Raw genomic sequence first — 17,331 nt, 5'->3', positions numbered from 1 at the left:
ATGCCCATGGTCGAAAACTCTATCGACTGGGGGGTGGGGGCTGACGGGTGTGCTCACACTTGATACGGGTAGAGCTCGATGCTCGGTGTTGTGAACCGAATGGCGGAGCCTTCTTCCGGACTCTCTGCGGTGCCGAGCTCCACGAGGACGATATCTGAGCCGATCCTGAGTGAAAGGACAGAATCCTCGCCGACAATCTCAACCTTTCCCGAGACCATCACTCGATGGCCTTCGATGAGCCTGTCTGTGCCGATGCTTTCGAAAGGTGCCCCTGCTGCCTCCCAAGCGTGAATCGCTTCCGGCAGGTCGAGTTCGACGTCGTGGCTGCCGAGGTGAGGCGCTTGTGTCCCCTTCCAGATTCCCCGGGCGGTTCCGACCGGAGAGATGAACTCCACCTCTCCGATATCGGCATTCACGATCTGCGAGATCTCGATCCTCATTATTTCAATCCTAGGGGTACTCGAACCATGGTGTTTCCCACCACCCACTCATTAGTTGGGGCTCTATAGTCCCATGTCTCCATGTGGAAGTGAAATTTCGTGGGCTTGCTATTCATTTCATGGTCACCCAGCCGAATGCTTCGTCGTCCATCGGCGGAGACGAGGCGGTTCGGGTCCACTTGACCGGTGCGGGGGTGAATATTCGAATACGGGCCTTCGCCGAGGAAGTCGCGCCAGGCATCTGTAACCTGGTGCGGCTTCAGTGGCTTGGGCGCTGCCACCTCCGGACTGTTGATCACCTTCTCCCCTGGAGGGCAAGGGGAAAGTCCGTAGGGGTCGGTCCACGTGTGGGGATTGTGGACGTACGTCGCCGGGTTGGGGGCCGGGGTCAGGCCCAGGGGGTCCGGGGAGGTGTAGCGGGCCGATTCCGGGTCGTAGTGGCGGTGGTAGTTGTAGTGCAAGCCCGTTTCGGGGTCGAAGTATTGGCCCGGGAAGCGGAGTGGGGTGTAGGTCGTGCTGTCGCGTGACCATGCCGTCGTGCCCCAGAGCGTGGAGCGCGTGCGCCACGCCGTGCGGCCCGTTTCGTCTACCAGTTCCGTCGGCGTGCCGACCAGGTCCGTCACTATGGCGAAGAACCGGCGGTCCATCTCCCGCTGGGGCGCCTCCGCCGCCGATATGCGTTCTGTTTGGGCTATCGGGTGGAGGCCGTTGTGGTCCCAGGTCAGGGTTATCGGGTTCGGTAGCGACGTCGACCACGACGTCTGTTCCGTCAGTGTTGTGCCGTCCCACGTGAAGTCCACGCGTTCCGCCACCCCGCCCGACTCCGTCAGGCGTTCCTTGGCTATGCGGCGGCCCATTGGGTCGTACGTGTAGCGCCACCGCGTGCCGTCCGGGGTGACCACCGCTGTCAGGCGGTCCTCCGCGTCCCACTCGTAGCGCCACGTGTCCGGCTTTCGAGAAAGGCGGGTCTTCTGCCGTACGACGACCCGGCCCTGCGCGTCGTGCTCGTAGCGGATTCCGCCCGCGCGGGTTATTCGCGTGCCCGTGTACGTGCGCGCGCCCCGCGCCTCCGCGCCCGGGTGATTCGCGGGCCACGTCGCCTCGGTCTGGTTGCCCGCCTCGTCGTAGACGTATCGTTCCTGCCAGCCCGACGCGCTGACCGCCGTCACCCGGCCCGCCGCGTCCAGGTCGAACGCGCGGGAGCCGTGCGTCACGTCCGTGATGCCGGTGAGGTGGCCGTCGCGGCGGTAGGTGTAGGCGCGGTGCTGGAGGAGTTCCTCCCCGGCGCCCTCCAGCCCCTGGGATACCAGGCGCCCCACGGCATCCCACGCCGACGACAGGGTCAGGCCCTGCCCGAAGCGGCGTGCCACCTCCCTGCCCACCGCGTCGTGTTCGACGTCGAAGACCTGCCCGGACGCCGTCAGCGTCGTACGCCGCCCCGCCGCGTCGTACGCCCACGTGCTCACCGCCCCGCCCGGCGTCACCCGCCGCGTGCGCCGCCCCAGGGCGTCGTACGCGAAGGTCAGCGTCCGGCCGTTCGTCGTCTCGGACTTGACGCGGCCGAGGCGGTCCCGGCTGTAGACCACCGAAGCGCCGGGGCCGGACGCCTCCACCAGGCGGCCCGCCGCGTCGTGCACGTACGTCGTCTCCGCGCCCGCCGCGTCCTTGCGGACCACGCGCCCCAGCACGTCGTGCTCGTACGCGATCGTCTCGCCGAGCCCGTTCGTACGGGACACGAGCCGGCCCGCGGCGTCGTGCGCGTACGTCAGCGTCCGGCCGTCGAAGTCGGTCTCGGCGGCCGGGCGGCCGACCGGATCGTACGTGTAGTCCCAGGTCAGGCCCTGCGGGTTGGTGACGCGGGTGAGCTGGAGGCGGGTGTTGTGCGTGAACTCGTGCCGTACGCCGTCCGGGCCCGTCCGCGCCGTCAGGAGGTCGAAGGGCCCGTACTCGTAGCGCGTGACGCCGCCGAGGGCGTCCGTGTACGTCGTGCAGTTGCCCTCGCCGTCGTACGACCACTGTTCCTCGGCGCCGTCCGCGGCGATGCGCCGTGCGAGCCGGCCCTCCACCGTCCACGTCAGACGGGTCGTGGAACCGAGCGGATCGATGACGGTCGTCACACGGCCGAAGGAGTCCCGGCGGTAGCTGGTGACGGCGCCGAGCGGGTCGGTGATCTCGACCGGGAGACCCGCCCCGTTGCAGGTGATGCGCGTGATGCCGCCCAGGGCGTCCGTCACCGTCGCCGGGTGCCCCAGGGCGTCGTGGCCGTAGAGGGTTTCCGCGCCGGAAGGGTCGACCGCCGACGTCCGGTTGCCCGACTCGTCGTATCCGTAACGCCAGGACGCCCCGTCCGGGCCCACCGTCGTCTCCGGCAGACCCAGGTCGTTGTACGTGGCCGACAGCCGGCGCCCGTCGGGGCGGAACACCTCCGTCAGGCGCCCCGCGGCGTCGTACCGGAACTCCGTCCTCGCGCCCAGCGGATCCGTGCGCGAGAGGAGCCGGTCGTGGCGGTCCCACGTCGACAGCGTCGTGGCCCCGTCCGGATCTGTCCGGGCGGTGATCTGTGAGCGCCTGTTGATGGTGAAGGCGGTGGTGTGCCCCAGCGAATTGGTCACCTTGGTGACGCGCAGGCCGGTGTCCGGGTCCGGCTCCCCGTAGGCGAGTGAGGAGCGCATGTGCCCCTCGGTCCCCGACTGGAAGACGCAGCGGTCCTCGTCGTCGTACGTGTACGCGTAGCGCGTGCCGTTCCGGTCCGTCCACGAGGTCATCCGGCCGCGCTCGTCGTAGCCGAAACGCAGCGGCTGCCCCGAGGAGTTGAAGACCTCCGTAAGACGCCCGGCCTCGTCGTAGCCGTAGCGGATCAGTTCCGTCTCGTCCGCCAGGTGCAGGGCGGTGATGCGTCCCGCCTCCGTGTCCGTGGTGACGCGGAGGCGATAGCCGCCGGAGTGGGCGAGCGCGGTCGGCGTGCCGTCGGCGTCGTACTCGTACGTGATCCAGTGGCCGTTGCGGTCGGTCAGCTGGTGCAGGAGGGCCTCACGGCCGTCTTCCTGAGGAGCGAAGTGCCGTGTCAGGCCCGTGCCCGGTTCGGTGACGGCGTACGTGCCGTCCCGCTCGATCGCCAGCGGCCACCGCGGCCCCTTCGCCGGCAGCGTGGGCACGCCCGGCACCGGGTGCGGGTACTCCAGCAGCCGCCCGTGCTCGTCGACGAAGATCACGCCTTCGTCGTCGATCTCCAGGCGCTGGTCCACGGTGCTCGCCCACGACGGGCCGAACCATCGGCCACAGCTGTAGCCGGACTTCAGGTGACGGGAGAAGACGAGAGGGAGTGCGCCGGGGAGGGTGACGTCCGTCTGCGGCAGGAACATGCGGCCCGTCGCGATGTCCACGGGGTCCGTCTCGCAGACCTCCACCTTGCCGGGGTCGGTGTTCGGCTCGTGCGGATGCTGCTTGGTCCCTTGGCGGGCCGCACCCTCGGCGCCCTCCTCCCCGGCCTTCGATCCGGCCTTTGACCCGGCCTTCGCCCCGGCCCGCGCAGCCGACTGCGCGCCGATCTCCGCCCCCTCGCGCGCCGCCCCCGCCCCGAACCGCGCCCCCGCTCCCGCCGCCCCGCCGCTGGGCAGGGAGAGGAGGAAGTTGCCGAGGAGGCGTCCTCCGGCCTCGGACGGATCAGAGCCCCAGCCGGGGCCGAGCAGCGCGCCCGGAATGCGCTCCGGGTGGGACGCGAGGGAGACGAGACCGGCCGCGGTGTTGCTGACGCCGTTGAGGTACTCCGCGGGGTGGGTGACGTTGTACGGGTCCAGCGGGTTCATGCTGCGGCCGAACTTCACCAGGTCCGTACCGGCCCGGAAGACACCGCCGCCGAAGTGGAGCAGCTCGACCTGCGCGCCCTGGGCGAAGTCCTGGGCGTCGCCCTTCATGCGGGTGTGGAAGGCCGGCTCCTTCGGCGCCGCCTCCACCGCCTTGTCGATCTTCGCCTTGGCCTCGCCCGCAGCCGTGTTGCGCTGCTTGCGGGCCTCGTTCAGGATGCGGTGGGCCTCCTTGACGTCGGCGGCACCGGGGTCGTGGAACTCTCCCGGCCGCTCGCCCGGGTCCTTGCCCTCCTTCACCTTCGCGTTGTACGCGTCGACCTTGTCGTTGTAGGCGTCGGCGGCCTTCTTCGTGGCCTTCGTGCCCTGCTTGTAGAGGCGGATCGCCTCCAGCGCCTGCTTCTGCGCCCAGCGGACGGTGTGCGCGTACGACGAGAGCGCCTTCGCGGCGTTGTCGCAGGCGTCGGCGGCCTGCGCCCACTTCTTCGGCTCCGGCGCGAAGTGAGTGTCGAAGCCCTTCGCGCCCTCGCCCTTCCACTCCCCGGAGCGGACCCTCTGGAGGCCGGAGTGAGCGGTGTTGAAGGCCTTGTGGAAGGCGTGGAGGTGCTTGGCGGCGGCCTCGATGCCCCAGGGTTCGCCGTGGATCAGGGCGAGCGGGTTCTCGGTCCGGCCGAGCTGCTCCTCCTTGATCTCGGCGCCGAGATCCGAGGCCGTCCGGTCACCCAGGTACTTGACGGCGAGCGCCTCGTCGTGCGCGCCGATCTTGTCGAGGGCCTTGGCGGCCTTGCCGGCGCCCCACTCGACGGCTTCGCCGGCCTTCTTCTCGACCTTGTGGACGCCCTTCTCGGCGAGCTCGCCGATGGCGTCGACCGGGTCCCAGAGCCCCATCAGCCACCCGCCCCGGGCTCGCCACCGGACTGCGGGGTCCGGCCGCCGTCCAGCTTGTCGGCCAGCTTGTTCGCCGCGTCCGTGCCCTGCCGGCCGAGCGGCCCCTTGCCGAAGCCGTTGGCCGCGCCGGTGGAGGCGTCGCGGAGGGTGTTCGCCCAGACCTGGCTGCTGTTCTCGCCGGCCTTGCGGAAGGACTCGGCGCTGTAGTCCGGGTTGCGGAAGTCGTTGATGGGGTTGTCGGCGAGGATCTCGCGCATGGACTTCTTCTCGACGTCCTCTTCGAGGAGGTGCGGGTTGCCCATGGCGGCGTTCACGCCCACCTTGAACGAGTCCCGGATGTACACGTCCTGCTCGTGGTAGTAGCCCGCGGCGAGGCCGACCCGTTCGGCGAACTGGCTGCCGTCCTGGACCAGGGCACGGACACCCCAGTCCCACCGGTTGCAGAACGTCTTGAAGGCCCCGGCCAGCCCCTCGTGGCCCAGTTCCACGCCACTGAGCGCGAGCTCGTCGAAGCCGCGGCCCACGGCCGCCTCGCCGGGCGTGCCGAGGGACTTCAGCTCGCCTATGGCCTCGTTGATGCCCTTGGCGATGTTGCCGAGGGCGGCGGCGTCCGCCGCGAGGTTGGGGTCGGTCACGCGGTCCCGCCTTCGACGTTGAGGACGTCAGCGGCGAGGACGTCAGCGTCGATCGCGTACGCGTCCGGCACGATCCCGACGACCGGCGGGAACAGCACGGGCTCCGGGCTGCCGACATCGAGCGCGACGCCCGCCGGTACGCCGACCGCCGGCACGACCACGTCCAGCAGCCGCGCGCCCAGCACGGTGCGGTACGTCCAGTCGGACGTCCCGTCCGCCCCCTGCGCCAGCGCGAACCGCCCGAGCGACGCCTCGTCCGTGAACGCGTGGATCCACCGGATTCCGCCGTACTCGGCGGACCACAGCCTGTCCTGACGGTCCGACGGCACCAGCACCGCCGTCCGCCGGAACCGGCCGACCAGCGCGGCCGGCCGCCCCTCCTCCGCGTACAGTGCGCGGATTTCGTCCGTCAATGCGGTCGATGACGTCAACTCTCGCCTCCCCAAGCCAGAGGGAGGGTACAAAATGAGGCCAGAGGTGCACTCACGGTATTCGGAGCGAAGGGCTTCGAACCACGGGGGAGGGACCCGATGGAAGACACCACGGACTTAATTCACCTGACGGGCAGTGGGCTGACCGCGCAGGTGCGGGCCCTGGCCGCGGGCGACGTCTCGTCCCGCGCGCTCGTCGAACGCTCGCTGGCCCGTATCGCCGAGACCCGGCCCACGCTCAACGCCTTCCGCCGCGTACGGGCCGAGGCCGCCCTCGCCGAGGCCGACGCGGCGGACCGGCGGCTCGCGGCGGGCGAGGCCGGACCGCGGCTGCCCCTCCTCGGGGTCCCGGTGGCGGTCAAGGACGACATCGACGTCGCCGGCGAGCCCACCGCCTTCGGCTGCGCAGGCGATTTCCCGCCGAAATCCGCCGACAGCGAGGCCGTACGGCGCCTCCGCGCCGCCGGCGCCGTCATCGTCGGCAAGACGAACACGCCGGAGCTCGGCCAGTGGCCCGTCACGGAAGGCCCCGCCTTCGGCGCGACCCGCAACCCCTGGAGCACGGAGCACACGCCCGGCGGCTCCTCGGGCGGCGCCGCCGCAGCCGTCGCCGCGGGCCTCGTACCGGCCGCCCTCGGCTCGGACGGCGCCGGTTCGTTACGGATCCCCGCCGCCTGGACGCACCTGGTCGGCATCAAACCGCAACGCGGACGCATCTCCACCTGGCCCGAACCGGAATCCTTCCGCGGCATCACCTGCCACGGCCCCCTCGCCCGTACCGTCGCCGACGCCGCGCTCCTGCTCCACGCCGCGAGCGGCAGCCACGCCGGTGACCTCCACCGGCCGCGCCCCGTGGACGTCCTCAGCGCCGCCCACCGCGACCCCGGACGGCTGCGCATCGCGCTCTCCCTGCGCCCCGCCTTCGCCGCCGCCCGCCAGCGGCTCGACCCCGAGGCCCGGGCCGCCACCGTCCGCATCGCCGAACGGCTGGCGGCCCTCGGGCACGAAGTCGTCGAGGAAGAGCCGCGCTACGGGCTGATCGGGCTCACCTTCGTACCGCGCTCCATGTCCGGCGTACGGGAGTGGGCCGGGCGCGTACCCGACCCCGCCCTGCTGGACGCCCGCACAAAGGTCAACGCCCGCGGCGGGCTGCTCCTCGGCGGGGGCATCCTGCGCGTGGCCCGCGCCGCGGAGGAGCCGCTGCGGCGGCGCGTGGGGGAGATCTTCGACCGCTTCGACGTCGTCCTGACCCCGACCACAGCCGTCCCGCCCCTCCGGATCGGAGACCTGACCGGCCTCTCCAGCAGCCGCACGGACGCGACGATGATCTCCGCCTGCCCGTACTCCTGGCCCTGGAACGTCCTCGGCTGGCCGGGCATGAGCGTCCCGGCCGGCTTCACGACCACCGGCCTTCCCTTGGGCGCACAGTTCCTCGGCCCGGCGGGCAGCGAGCCGCGGCTCATCTCACTCGCGGCCCAACTGGAGGCGGCCGAGCGGTGGTTCGAGCGGTGGCCGGGGGGTGTCGGCCCGTCCGCTTCGGGTGAGGGAACACCAGACGGCCTTGGTGGCGCCACAGGTGAAGCCGTGGGGCTCTGAGTAGTGCCCCCAGTTGTCGGCGAGTGAACGGAGAAGGGTCAGGCCACGGCCGTTGACGGCGTAGGGGTGGGGGTGAGGATCCGGGTGCGGCGACAGTGGGAGATCGTCGGTGTCACATGCGGTCAGCCTGAGCACGTCCCACTGCGACCAGGAGATGCAGAGCTCGGCGTCGTCTACGGTATGCACGATCGCGTTGGTCAGCAGCTCCGACGCCAACAGTTCGGCACGGGGGAGCAGTTCGCCCAGGCCGTGGGCGGTGAGAACAGCCCGGACGGTGCCGCGCGCGATCGGCACGGCGCGGGCGTCGTTCGGCACGCGCAACCGATATTCGAACGGCTCGATCTCGGGAGCGGGCAGGTAGTCAAGCTTCGGTGCAGGCAGGAGCATGTCGCCTCCGGCGGGGTGGGGTGAAGTGGCCTTGCGCCCGGTGTCATTGCCGTGGACCGCCGTTGCGTGGGGGCAGGGCGGTGCGGTGCGCTTCCGGGTGGGCGGTGAGCTCACGGTGTGAGCTGCGCGACATTCAACGTAGGGTGCTAGGTAGCACCGTGCAAGCGACTCGGTGGAGTTCGCCCATAGGGGTGTGCCATGGCATCGTGACGATCGTTGATGCCGCAGAGCAGGGAGAGTTGGCGCATGCCCAGGAACAACCCGACGGCCCGGCAAGTCCGCTTGGGTGCGGAGCTGCGCCGGATGCGGGAGCGCGCAGGCATGAAAGCCAGCGAGGCTGCGCGCCTGCTGGGGGTGAGTCCCATGCAGATGAGTCACATGGAGACGGCGCGCCTCGGCGTCGGTAAAGAACGCTTGCGCGTACTCGCATCGCAGTACGGCTGTGATGACACGGCATACGTAGACGCGTTGGCGGCAATGACGGGACGTCGTGGCCCCGAGTGGTGGGAAGGGTACCGGGACGTGATGGTGCCCGAGGCCCTGGACCTTGCCGCGCTGGAGTGGTATGCGACAAGCATCCAGGGACTGCAAACCGTGCATGTTCCCGGGCTGTTGCAGACAAGTGCGTACACACGTGCCCTGTTCAGTTACCTGAGCCCTTACGCCATGCCGTCAGACCTCGATGCCGAAGTGGAATTCCGCCGTCACCGTCGTGTGGTTCTGGAGCGCAGCGATCCGAAGCCGTACTCGGCAATCATCCATGAGGCAGCACTGCGCGTGCTGGTCGGTGGCCGGGAGGTCATCAGGGAACAGCTGGGTGCCCTCTTGGAGTGGTCCGAGTGCTCTGGTGTAACCATCCGCGTTGTTCCGTTTTCCGCTGAGGGTTTCGCGGGAATGGGCTACTCGATGCTCTATGCAACCGGCCCCGTGCCGCAGTTGGACACTGTTCAAGTCGATCACGTACATGGCAGCGTCCTCCTGGACACCAAGGAGCAACTTGCCCAGTACAGGGACCGCTGGCGAACGGTCGAGCGTGCGGCCCTGACGGTCAGCGAAGCGCGGGACCTGATTCATCGCCTTGCGCGCGAACTCTGAGGGGTCAGGCATGGGCCAAGCGAAGTGGCAGAAGTCCTCTTTCTCTGGCAACGGTCCAGGTAATGACTGCGTCGAGGTAGCAGGGCTGTTGAACGTCGTGATGATTCGCGAAAGCGATGAACCCAGTAGATCGATAGCGGCTTCACCGGAAGCGTTCGCCGTGCTTATACGTAGGCTCAAGACGGGAGAGAGTCGTGGGTGAGGTCTGGCAGAAGTCCACGTACTCGGGGAACGGGGACGGCAACGACTGCGTGGAGGTCGCCGTGATCGGTGACGCGGTCGTGCTTCGCGAGAGTGACGCGCCCCGCACCGTGGTGCGGACTACCCCGCCCGCCCTCGGCGCACTGATACGCACGCTCAAGGCGTGACGTAGCGGGGGACCAAGGACGGAGGACCCTTGGCCTATCCCTCTGTCCCCTTGTCGTAGGGCCATCGGAGATGGCGGTCAGGGCTCTGGACCGACGCGGAGTCCCGTCTCCGCCTCATACGGTCGTGGCCAGGTGACAAACGAGGATCAACCGCCCAAGGACAGCGCAGCCCCGGCTGTTGACGTGCGTCGCCCGCTGCGTGCACGTTCTTCGTCGGAGTTTTTCCCCATGCCTGTGATGACGGCGGCCCTTGTGCTGCTCTCGTTCGTGACGCCCCTGGCCACGGACATGTATTTGCCAGCCTTCCCACAGATGACGGGGGACCTGGGCGCTGATGCCTCCGGTGTCCAGCTCACGCTCACCACGTTCCTGATCGGCATGGGCATCGGCCAGCTGATCCTCGGGCCGCTTTCGGACCGGTTCGGGCGGCGCATGCCGATCCTGGTGGGCTCGGCCGCCTGCGTCGTCACCACCGCTCTGTGCGCGCTCACACCCTCGCTCGGCCTGCTGGTCGCCCTGCGCTTCCTGCAAGGCTTCACCGGCGCCGCCGGCGTCGTGATCGGCCGCGCCGTGATCTCCGACTACGCCGTCGGCGAGAAGGCGGCCAAGTTGCTGGGCGTGATGATGTCGCTGCTCGGCGTCGCCCCGGCGATCGCCCCGGTCCTGGGCGGCGTCGTGATCGAGGCCGCCGGCTGGCGTGCGGTGTTCTGGGTCTTGGCCGCCATCACCCTGCTCGCCCTGGTCGCCGCGGCCTTTGCCGTACCCGAGACGCTGCCGCGCGAGCGGCGGCAGACCGGCGGTGTCCGGGCGACGGTCCGGTCAGTACGCGATGTCCTGACCAATCGCCCCTACATGGGGTACACGCTCTGCTTCGGCATGGCCTTGGCCGTGCTCTTCTGCTACCTGGGCGGAGCGTCCTTCCTCTTCCAGAACCTGCTCGGGCTGAGCGTCGGCCAGACGTCCGCCGTGTTCGCCTCCGTCGGCGCCGTCAGTGTCGTTTCCGGCCTCGTCATCACCCGGCTTGTGGGCCGCTTCACCCCCAAGGGGCTGCTGCGCACCGGCCTTTGGGTGATGCTCGCCGGCTCGGTCGCCCTGTGCGCCGTTGCCCTGGCCGACCAGCTGGCCCTGCCGCTGGTGCTGACCCTTCTGTACCTCGCCTTCGTCGGCATCAGCCTGGTCACCATCAACGCGGCCGCCCTCGCCTTTGAGCGCGTCCCGCATGCCGCCGGAACCGGCTCCGCCCTCCTGGGCACCGTACAAAGCATCCTGAGCGCCATCGCCGCCCCGCTCGTGGGCCTCGGGGGCACGCACACCGCGGTTCCCATGTTCGCCGGCATGACCGTTTCCGCCGTCCTCGCCTTCCTCGTGCTGAGCCTGACGAAGAACGCACCCTCGAAGGGGGAGCCGGAGCCGGCCGTGGCTGGGATCCGTGGGCCGGGTGCGGGTTAGAACAGGCTGGCAGCGGGGGGAGGGGTGGGGGGCTTGCCCATGTCGGGTGTCCGTCGCCCGGTGGGCGGTTGGCCGCCGTACTCGTGCCGTCGCGGATGGCACGTGCGTGAGGAGACCTTGCGCATAGGTCTGGGCTGATGGGGAGCGGGCTGCTGCCGCGATGCGGTTTCTCCCGTTGTGGGCGTTCCACTCACTTGTTCGCCGTCGTGGCTGAGCGGCCGGGTGCGGGTGGTGGGGGTTGATGCCCTCTCGGCGCGGAAATCCACCAGCGGGGCCGAGCTGCGCGGCGTAGAAGCGCGCGGGGAATGCAGTCTGTGCGCCTCACGGACCCCACCCGGGAGGCCGCGCCTCAGGGGCCTCGGTGGTCTTCCCGGGCCGGAAGTCACCCGGCCTTGCGGCCGTACGCGGCGTACAAGTGGGCTGAGAGCGTCAGCCGCCCACCTCGCCAGCCCCTCCCGGCCGTCCGCGCCTCACTGGCCCCAGCCCCGCCCTACCTCCCCGCCCCCCGCGTCATCAGCAGCAGCGCCCCGATTGCCACGATCGGCACGATCATGATCAGGGCTAGGCCCACCGGGTTGCGGTGGTTGTAGACCCAGCGGGTGCCGTAGCGCTGGCGGATGAAGAGGGGGTGGTCGTCACCCGCGGGGGCGCGGTCACGGTCACCGGCGTGGTCGTTCTCGTGGCGCATGGAATCAGGCTACGGACGGTCGTTCGAGATGGCGATCATTTTGTCGCACCTCTGTCGTTTTGTGGCGCGCCCGCGACACTCCCGTCACGACCCCACCGCATCCCCGTTACGGCGCGAGGATGTCCAGTTCCGCCATCGCGCCCGCCGTGATCTCGCGGGTGAGGGCCTCCGCCCGTTCGGCGTCGCGTTCCCGTACGGCTTCGGCGACGCGTACGTGGAGGGTGACGGCGGCCGGGTCCGGGTCGGTGAACATGACCTGGTGTTCCGTGCGGCCGGTGAGGACCTCGGCGACGACGTCGCCCAGGCGGGCGAACATCTCGTTGCCGGAGGCGCGCAGGATCACCCGGTGGAAGGCCACGTCGTGGACCAGGTAGGCGCCGAGCTGCTGGCCGCGTGAGGTGGCGACCATGCCGAGGGCGTGCCGCGTGAGCTCCTCGCACTGCTCGGGCGTGGCGTGGCGGGCGGCGAGCCCGGCCGCGACCGGCTCGACGGCCGAGCGGAGGACGGTGAGCGAGCGCAGCTGGCGCGGCCGGTCGGTGCCGGCCAGGCGCCAGCGGATGACCTGCGGGTCGTAGACGTTCCACTCCTCGGTGGGGCGGACGGTGACGCCGACCCGGCGCCGGGAAGTGACCAGGTGCATGGATTCCAGGACGCGTATCGCCTCCCGGATGACCGTGCGGGAGACGTCGAAGCGCTCTTCCAGCTCGTCGGTGCGCAGCACGCTGCCCGGCGGGTACGTGCCCGAGGTGATCGCGGGCCCGAGGGACTCCAGCACGCGCGCGTGCAGCCCCTGCCCCTGGTTTTCCATGGGGCAAGCCTACGATCCTCCGCCGCGGCAAATTAAGTATGACGTTTGAGTCACAAGGGCTTGAATATGTCGTACGTAATGCGTTTCAGTGGCCGCACCCCACCGTCAACGGAGACAGCGAGGCCCTGATGAGCAGCCGTCCGGCATACCCCCGCGTCGTCGTCGTGATGGGCGTCGCCGGCACCGGCAAGACCACCGTCGGCCCGCTCGTCGCCGAGGCCCTCGGGGTCCCCTACGCCGAGGGCGACGACTTCCACCCGGCCGCCAACATCGCCAAGATGTCCGCCGGGACCCCCCTCGACGACGCCGACCGGGCCCCCTGGCTCGATGCCATCGGTGCCTGGGCCGCGGGCCGGGCCGGCCGCGGCGGAGTCGTCAGCTGCTCCGCGCTCAAGCGGGCCTACCGGGACCGGCTGCGCGCCGCCGCGCCCGGCGGCCCCGGCGGCCCGGATCTCGTGTTCCTCCACCTCACCGGCGACCACGACCTGATCGCCGGCCGCATGGCGGCCCGCAAGGGCCACTTCATGACCTCCAGGCTGCTGGACTCCCAGTTCGCGACCCTCGAACCCCTGGGCGCGGACGAAGCGGGCGTCGACGTCGACGTCGCGCCCGGGCCGGAGGCCATCGCCGAGCGGGCCGTCCTGGCCCTGCGGCAGCTCCAGCCCTGAGGCAGCTCTGTTCAGCCCCTCTCCCTCCTCCACACCTTCTTCCGTAGCTCCTCCACACCTCCTCCTCCAAGGAAGCCCCGTGAGCACTCTCAGCGTCGAGATGCTGGCCGCGGCCCCCGCCGGACCGATCACGTCGGCGGGTCACGCACAGCTGGGGATCGCCGTCCTCGTCGGCATCGCCGTCATCGTTCTTCTCATCACCCGCCTCAAGCTGCACGCCTTCCTCTCCCTGACCATCGGTTCGCTGGTGCTCGGGGCCGCGGCGGGCGCGCCGATGGACAAGGCCATCGCGAGCTTCACCGCCGGGCTCGGGTCGACGGTCTCGGGCGTCGGCGTCCTCATCGCGCTCGGCGCGATCCTGGGCAAGCTCCTCGCCGACTCGGGCGGCGCCGACCAGATCGTCGACACGATCCTGGCGAAGGCAGGGCCGCGCTCGATGCCGTGGGCGATGGTGCTGATCGCGGGCGTCATCGGCCTGCCGCTGTTCTTCGAGGTCGGGATCGTGCTGCTGATCCCGGTGGTGCTGCTGGTCGCCAAGCGGGGCAACCACTCCCTGATGCGGATCGGCATCCCGGCGCTCGCCGGGCTGTCCGTCATGCACGGCCTCGTGCCCCCGCACCCCGGCCCGCTGGCCGCCATCGACGCCATCGGCGCGAACCTCGGCGTGACCCTCGCCCTCGGCGTGCTGATCGCCGTGCCCACCGCCGTGGTCGCCGGGCCGCTGTTCTCGCGGGTGGCCGCCCGCTGGGTGGACATCGCCCCGCCCGAGAAGCTGATACCCCAGCGGCCCTCCGCCGAGCTGGAGCGCCGCCCGAGCTTCGGCGTCACCGTCACTACGGTCATGCTGCCGGTCGTCCTCATGCTGGCCAAGGCGCTCGTCGACATCGTCGTGGACGACCCCAAGAACCACCTCCAGCGCGTCACGGACGTCGTCGGCTCGCCGCTGATCGCCCTCCTCGCCGCCGTCCTCGTCGGGCTGTTCACCCTCGGCCGGGCCGCCGGCTTCGGCCGCGACCGGCTCGCCGGGACCGTCGAGAAGTCCCTCGCCCCCATCGCCGGCATCCTGCTGATCGTCGGCGCGGGCGGCGGCTTCAAGCAGACCCTGATCGACGTGGGCGTCGGCCGGATGATCCTCGACTTCTCCAAGGACTGGTCGGTCTCGGCCCTGCTGCTGGCCTGGCTCATCGCCGTCGGCATCCGGCTCGCCACGGGCTCGGCCACGGTCGCCACGATCTCGGCCGCCGGCCTGGTCGCCCCGCTCGCCGAGGGCATGAGCACGACCCACACCGCGCTGCTCGTCCTCGCCGTCGGCGCCGGCTCGCTGTTCTTCAGCCACGTCAACGACGCCGGCTTCTGGATGGTGAAGGAGTACTTCGGCATGGACGTCGGCCAGACGATCAAGACCTGGTCGCTGATGGAGACCGTGATCTCCGTCGTCTCCCTCGCCCTCGTCCTGCTGCTGTCACTGGTCCTCTGACCGCCTCCTCCCCTCCCCTCCCCTCCCCTCTCCTCCCTTCGGCCTCCGCCCGGTCGGCCCCTGGCCGGTCGGAGGCCGGCCCGTCGGTCTCCGGCCCGCCGGCCCTCCTCCCTACGTCCCCTCCGTTGCTCCTCTCGGCCCTGGCCGCTCTGCGTTGCTCCCACTCCAATGGGCATATCAGACATTAGGGTTCGCGTATGCGTATTGGTAGACCTATCGCCCCCGCGGCTCTGCTGCTGGGCACCGCCCTGCTGGCAGCCGGCTGCGCGGGCACGCCCTCCCCGAAACACGCGGACGCGAAGAGCACCCCGAACGGCGGCGCCACCGCCACCGCGGCCCCCGACGCGGCGACGGGCCCGCTCAACGCCTCCGACTTGCAGGGACGCTGGTGGACCTGGGCGTCCTCCAGCCCCAGCGGCTCCAACCCCGTCGAGGACCGGGACGGCAGCATGTGCGCCCAGGGCCAGAAGGACGCCGGCGTCTGGTTCCTGGCCGGCACCTTCGGGGAGCGTGCCAAGCGCACCTGCGCCGTCCCCGCGAACCGGCGCGTGGCCTTCCCGCTCGTGAACCTGATGAGCGATCAGGCCGGCTGCTCCGAGTTCATGGCCCCCGCCAAGGGCACCGCCACCCTCGACGGCAAGCCCCTGCGCGTCGCGCGCTACGACGCCACCCCCGTACGGGTCACGGCCGAGGAGGGCAACCCGCTCACCGACGGCGGTGGCACCTTCCGCACCCACGCCTGCGGGCTGTGGGTCCAGATGGAGCCGCTGAAACCCGGCAACCACACCCTGGAGATCCGCGGCTCCTCCGGCCGGTTCACCGTCTCCGTCGACTACACCCTCAAGGTCCCGGCGGCCGGGGCGGCCACCAACCACGACGCGGTCTGAGCCCCCGGCCGAGCCGCCCAGGCTGCCCAGGCCGCCCGAGCCGACCTCGCGGGCTCAGGCCGCCGCACCTCAGCCCCGTATCGCCGACACCTGCGCCAGATACGCCCGTACGTCCGCCGCATCGTCCGTGGCCAGTCCGACATAGCCGTCCGGGCGGATCAGGAACAGCCCCGTGCCGTACGCCGCCTTGGCGTGCCCGCCGGCGTCGGCCAGGTCGGGCGCGGGCCCGCCCACCCGGTACGTACGCACCCAGTCCACGTCCGCCACCGCAGCCGCGGCCGCCCCGCCCACGGCGTCCGAACCGGTGAGGTCCAGCAGGGTGAAGTGCGGGCCCCGGAAGGCGTCGAAGAGGCTGAAGGCCGCGCCCGAGGCGTCGGTGCAGGGCGCGTCGGGCGCCCGGTCGCCCGCCCGCAGCCCGTCCTCCGGGAGATCCCTGCGCAGCTCGCGGGCCAGCGGGCCGTTGCGGTAGGTGAGGGCGAGCTGGTGGGTCTCCTTGCCGCGCCGCGACATGCCCCGGTCGAAGCCGACGGAGCGGTCCTGCCCGTGGACGCGCGTGCTCAGGCTCAGCACGTCGGCGGCCACCCGCGTCCGCTCGGCGTCGTACGTGTCGAGCAGGGCGTCCGGCGCGCCGTGCCGCAGGACGGCGCCCAGCTTCCAGCCGAGGTTGTAGGCGTCCTGAAGGCTGGTGTTGAGGCCCTGCCCGCCGGCGGGGGAGTGGATGTGCGCGGCGTCCCCGGCGAGGAAGACCCGGCGGGTGCGGAAGCGCTCGGCCATGCCGGCCTTGGGCCGGAAGGACGAGGCCCAGATGATCTCCTCCGGCACGAGGCCCGTGAGCCCCGTGCGCTCGGTGATGAGCCGGGTCAGCGCTTCGGGCGTCGCGTCGCGCTCCGGGTGCGGCTCGTAGGAGGTGTCCGTCCAGAAGGCCATGATCTGGATGGTGTCCTTCGCGCACTCCAGCGGGCGCAGGCCGAAGAGCCCGTCCGGCGTCGTGGGCCACACGTGCCAGTGGTCGCGGTCGACCCCCGCGCGCTCGAAGCCGGACATCCGCACGTCCGCGATCAGCGCCGCGCGCGCGTCGACGATCTCGACCTCGAAGGGCACGCCGAGCGCCTTCCGCACGGCGCTGCGCCCGCCGTCCGCGGCGACGAGATAGCCCGCCCGCACCGTCTCCACTGTGCCGTCGGCGTGCCGCAGCTCGGCCGTGACGCCGTGCTCGTCCTGCGTGAACCCCGCCAGCCCGGTGCTGAAGTCCACCCGGCCGCCCAGCTCCTCAAGGCGCTCGTACAGCACCTCCACCGTGCGCCACTGGGGGCACATCAGCGGGTCGGGGTAGGGCACGCCGGGGGAGGGATCGCCGGACTCGACGAGATCCCACACGCGCCCGCGCTCGGTGCCCTCCCAGGTCTGCATGGGCGGGACGGGGCGGCCCGAGGCGAAGAGGGCCGGCAGGGCCCCCAGGTCGTCCATGACCTCCAGGCTGCGCGGCTGGATGCCCGTGCCGCGCGAGCCGGGGAAGCCGCGCCCCTCCTGCTCGACGAGCCGGTGGCGGATGCCGCGCCGGGTCAGGTCGATGGCGAGGACGAGGCCGGTGGGGCCGGCTCCGGCGATCAGTACTTCCACGTCCGCCTCTACGGCGGCCGGTGCTGAGACGTCCAGTGCTGCGGCAGCGGTCGGTGCTGCCGTGTGCGCAGTGTTCACGAGATCCCCCTTA

At 70.7% G+C, this 17,331-nt stretch carries 15 protein-coding genes and 1 pseudogene; 8 read left to right on the top strand and 8 right to left on the bottom strand.

Going from position 1 to position 17,331, the window contains the following annotated elements; translation table 11 throughout:
- Positions 1–53: 53 nt before the first annotated feature.
- Genes D7231_RS20190 through D7231_RS20175 form a run of 4 tightly spaced genes read right to left on the bottom strand, consistent with a single transcriptional unit; the run spans position 54 to position 6,197 of the window.
- Complete coding sequence (locus D7231_RS20190) at positions 54–440, bottom strand: hypothetical protein (RefSeq protein ID WP_120756885.1); 387 nt, start codon at positions 438–440, stop codon at positions 54–56.
- A complete protein-coding gene (locus D7231_RS20185; RefSeq protein WP_120756884.1) occupies positions 440–5,131 on the bottom strand; it encodes a putative T7SS-secreted protein in 4,692 nt (1,563 codons plus the stop codon). Before D7231_RS20185 ends, D7231_RS20190 begins: the two co-directional genes overlap by 1 nt.
- The gene (locus D7231_RS20180; protein ID WP_120756883.1) at positions 5,131–5,766 is read right to left on the bottom strand and encodes a hypothetical protein; all 636 of its coding nucleotides are present in this window, start codon (positions 5,764–5,766) and stop codon (positions 5,131–5,133) included. Before D7231_RS20180 ends, D7231_RS20185 begins: the two co-directional genes overlap by 1 nt.
- Positions 5,763–6,197 carry an SseB family protein gene (locus tag D7231_RS20175; RefSeq protein WP_120756882.1) on the bottom strand — a complete coding sequence of 145 codons (435 nt, stop codon included), beginning with the start codon at positions 6,195–6,197 and terminating at the stop codon, positions 5,763–5,765. The genes D7231_RS20180 and D7231_RS20175 overlap by 4 nt, the downstream gene beginning before the upstream one ends.
- A gap of 99 nt (positions 6,198–6,296) precedes the next feature.
- On the opposite strand from D7231_RS20175, the gene D7231_RS20170 reads away from it, so the two are divergent.
- Positions 6,297–7,793: an amidase gene (locus D7231_RS20170; RefSeq protein ID WP_120756881.1), complete on the top strand. Its 1,497-nt coding sequence runs from the start codon at positions 6,297–6,299 to the stop codon at positions 7,791–7,793.
- A 45-nt stretch (positions 7,794–7,838) separates the two neighbouring features.
- On the opposite strand, the pseudogene D7231_RS38525 reads toward D7231_RS20170, so the two are convergent.
- A pseudogene (locus tag D7231_RS38525) lies at positions 7,839–8,180 on the bottom strand (ATP-binding protein); the annotation flags it as partial.
- Between the two features lie 246 nt (positions 8,181–8,426).
- On the opposite strand from D7231_RS38525, the gene D7231_RS20160 reads away from it, so the two are divergent.
- The 4 genes from D7231_RS20160 (at position 8,427) to D7231_RS20145 (ending at position 11,092) form a co-directional block, all read left to right on the top strand.
- The gene (locus tag D7231_RS20160) at positions 8,427–9,275 is read left to right on the top strand and encodes a helix-turn-helix domain-containing protein (RefSeq protein ID WP_120756879.1); all 849 of its coding nucleotides are present in this window, start codon (positions 8,427–8,429) and stop codon (positions 9,273–9,275) included.
- A 10-nt stretch (positions 9,276–9,285) separates the two neighbouring features.
- Positions 9,286–9,477, top strand: a complete 192-nt coding sequence (locus D7231_RS20155) for a DUF397 domain-containing protein (protein ID WP_120756878.1) — start codon at positions 9,286–9,288, stop codon at positions 9,475–9,477.
- The gene (locus tag D7231_RS20150; RefSeq protein ID WP_120756877.1) at positions 9,470–9,643 is read left to right on the top strand and encodes a DUF397 domain-containing protein; all 174 of its coding nucleotides are present in this window, start codon (positions 9,470–9,472) and stop codon (positions 9,641–9,643) included. Before D7231_RS20155 ends, D7231_RS20150 begins: the two co-directional genes overlap by 8 nt.
- A 228-nt stretch (positions 9,644–9,871) precedes the next feature.
- On the top strand, positions 9,872–11,092 hold the full coding sequence (locus tag D7231_RS20145; RefSeq protein ID WP_241999815.1) for a multidrug effflux MFS transporter: 1,221 nt from the start codon (positions 9,872–9,874) through the stop codon (positions 11,090–11,092).
- A 490-nt stretch (positions 11,093–11,582) separates the two neighbouring features.
- On the opposite strand, the gene D7231_RS20140 is transcribed toward D7231_RS20145, so the two are convergent.
- Together D7231_RS20140 and D7231_RS20135 are read right to left on the bottom strand one after the other, a co-directional pair.
- Positions 11,583–11,780, bottom strand: coding sequence for a hypothetical protein (locus D7231_RS20140; RefSeq protein WP_120756876.1), 198 nt, complete (start codon positions 11,778–11,780; stop codon positions 11,583–11,585).
- A 106-nt stretch (positions 11,781–11,886) separates the two neighbouring features.
- Positions 11,887–12,588, bottom strand: a complete 702-nt coding sequence (locus D7231_RS20135) for a FadR/GntR family transcriptional regulator (protein ID WP_120756875.1) — start codon at positions 12,586–12,588, stop codon at positions 11,887–11,889.
- A 128-nt stretch (positions 12,589–12,716) separates the two neighbouring features.
- Here D7231_RS20135 and D7231_RS20130 point away from each other — a divergent pair, with 128 nt between their 5' ends.
- The 3 genes from D7231_RS20130 to D7231_RS37650 all read left to right on the top strand — a co-directional run bounded on the left by D7231_RS20130 (position 12,717) and on the right by D7231_RS37650 (position 15,620).
- The gene (locus D7231_RS20130) at positions 12,717–13,256 is read left to right on the top strand and encodes a gluconokinase (protein WP_120756874.1); all 540 of its coding nucleotides are present in this window, start codon (positions 12,717–12,719) and stop codon (positions 13,254–13,256) included.
- 79 nt (positions 13,257–13,335) lie between these two features.
- Entirely contained in the window at positions 13,336–14,733 is a 1,398-nt protein-coding gene (locus D7231_RS20125) for a GntP family permease (RefSeq protein ID WP_120756873.1), read from the top strand.
- A 197-nt stretch (positions 14,734–14,930) separates the two neighbouring features.
- Positions 14,931–15,620 (top strand): signal protein, encoded by a 690-nt coding sequence (locus tag D7231_RS37650; RefSeq protein ID WP_241999814.1) that lies wholly within the window; start codon positions 14,931–14,933, stop codon positions 15,618–15,620.
- 69 nt (positions 15,621–15,689) lie between these two features.
- On the opposite strand, the gene D7231_RS20110 is transcribed toward D7231_RS37650, so the two are convergent.
- Entirely contained in the window at positions 15,690–17,318 is a 1,629-nt protein-coding gene (locus D7231_RS20110) for an FAD-dependent monooxygenase (RefSeq protein WP_241999813.1), read from the bottom strand.
- Positions 17,319–17,331: the final 13 nt, after the last annotated feature.

Origin of the sequence: Streptomyces klenkii (assembly GCF_003626645.1) — a bacterium.
Lineage (GTDB): Bacteria > Actinomycetota > Actinomycetes > Streptomycetales > Streptomycetaceae > Streptomyces > Streptomyces klenkii.
This window is presented reverse-complemented; position numbering and strand designations above follow the sequence as displayed.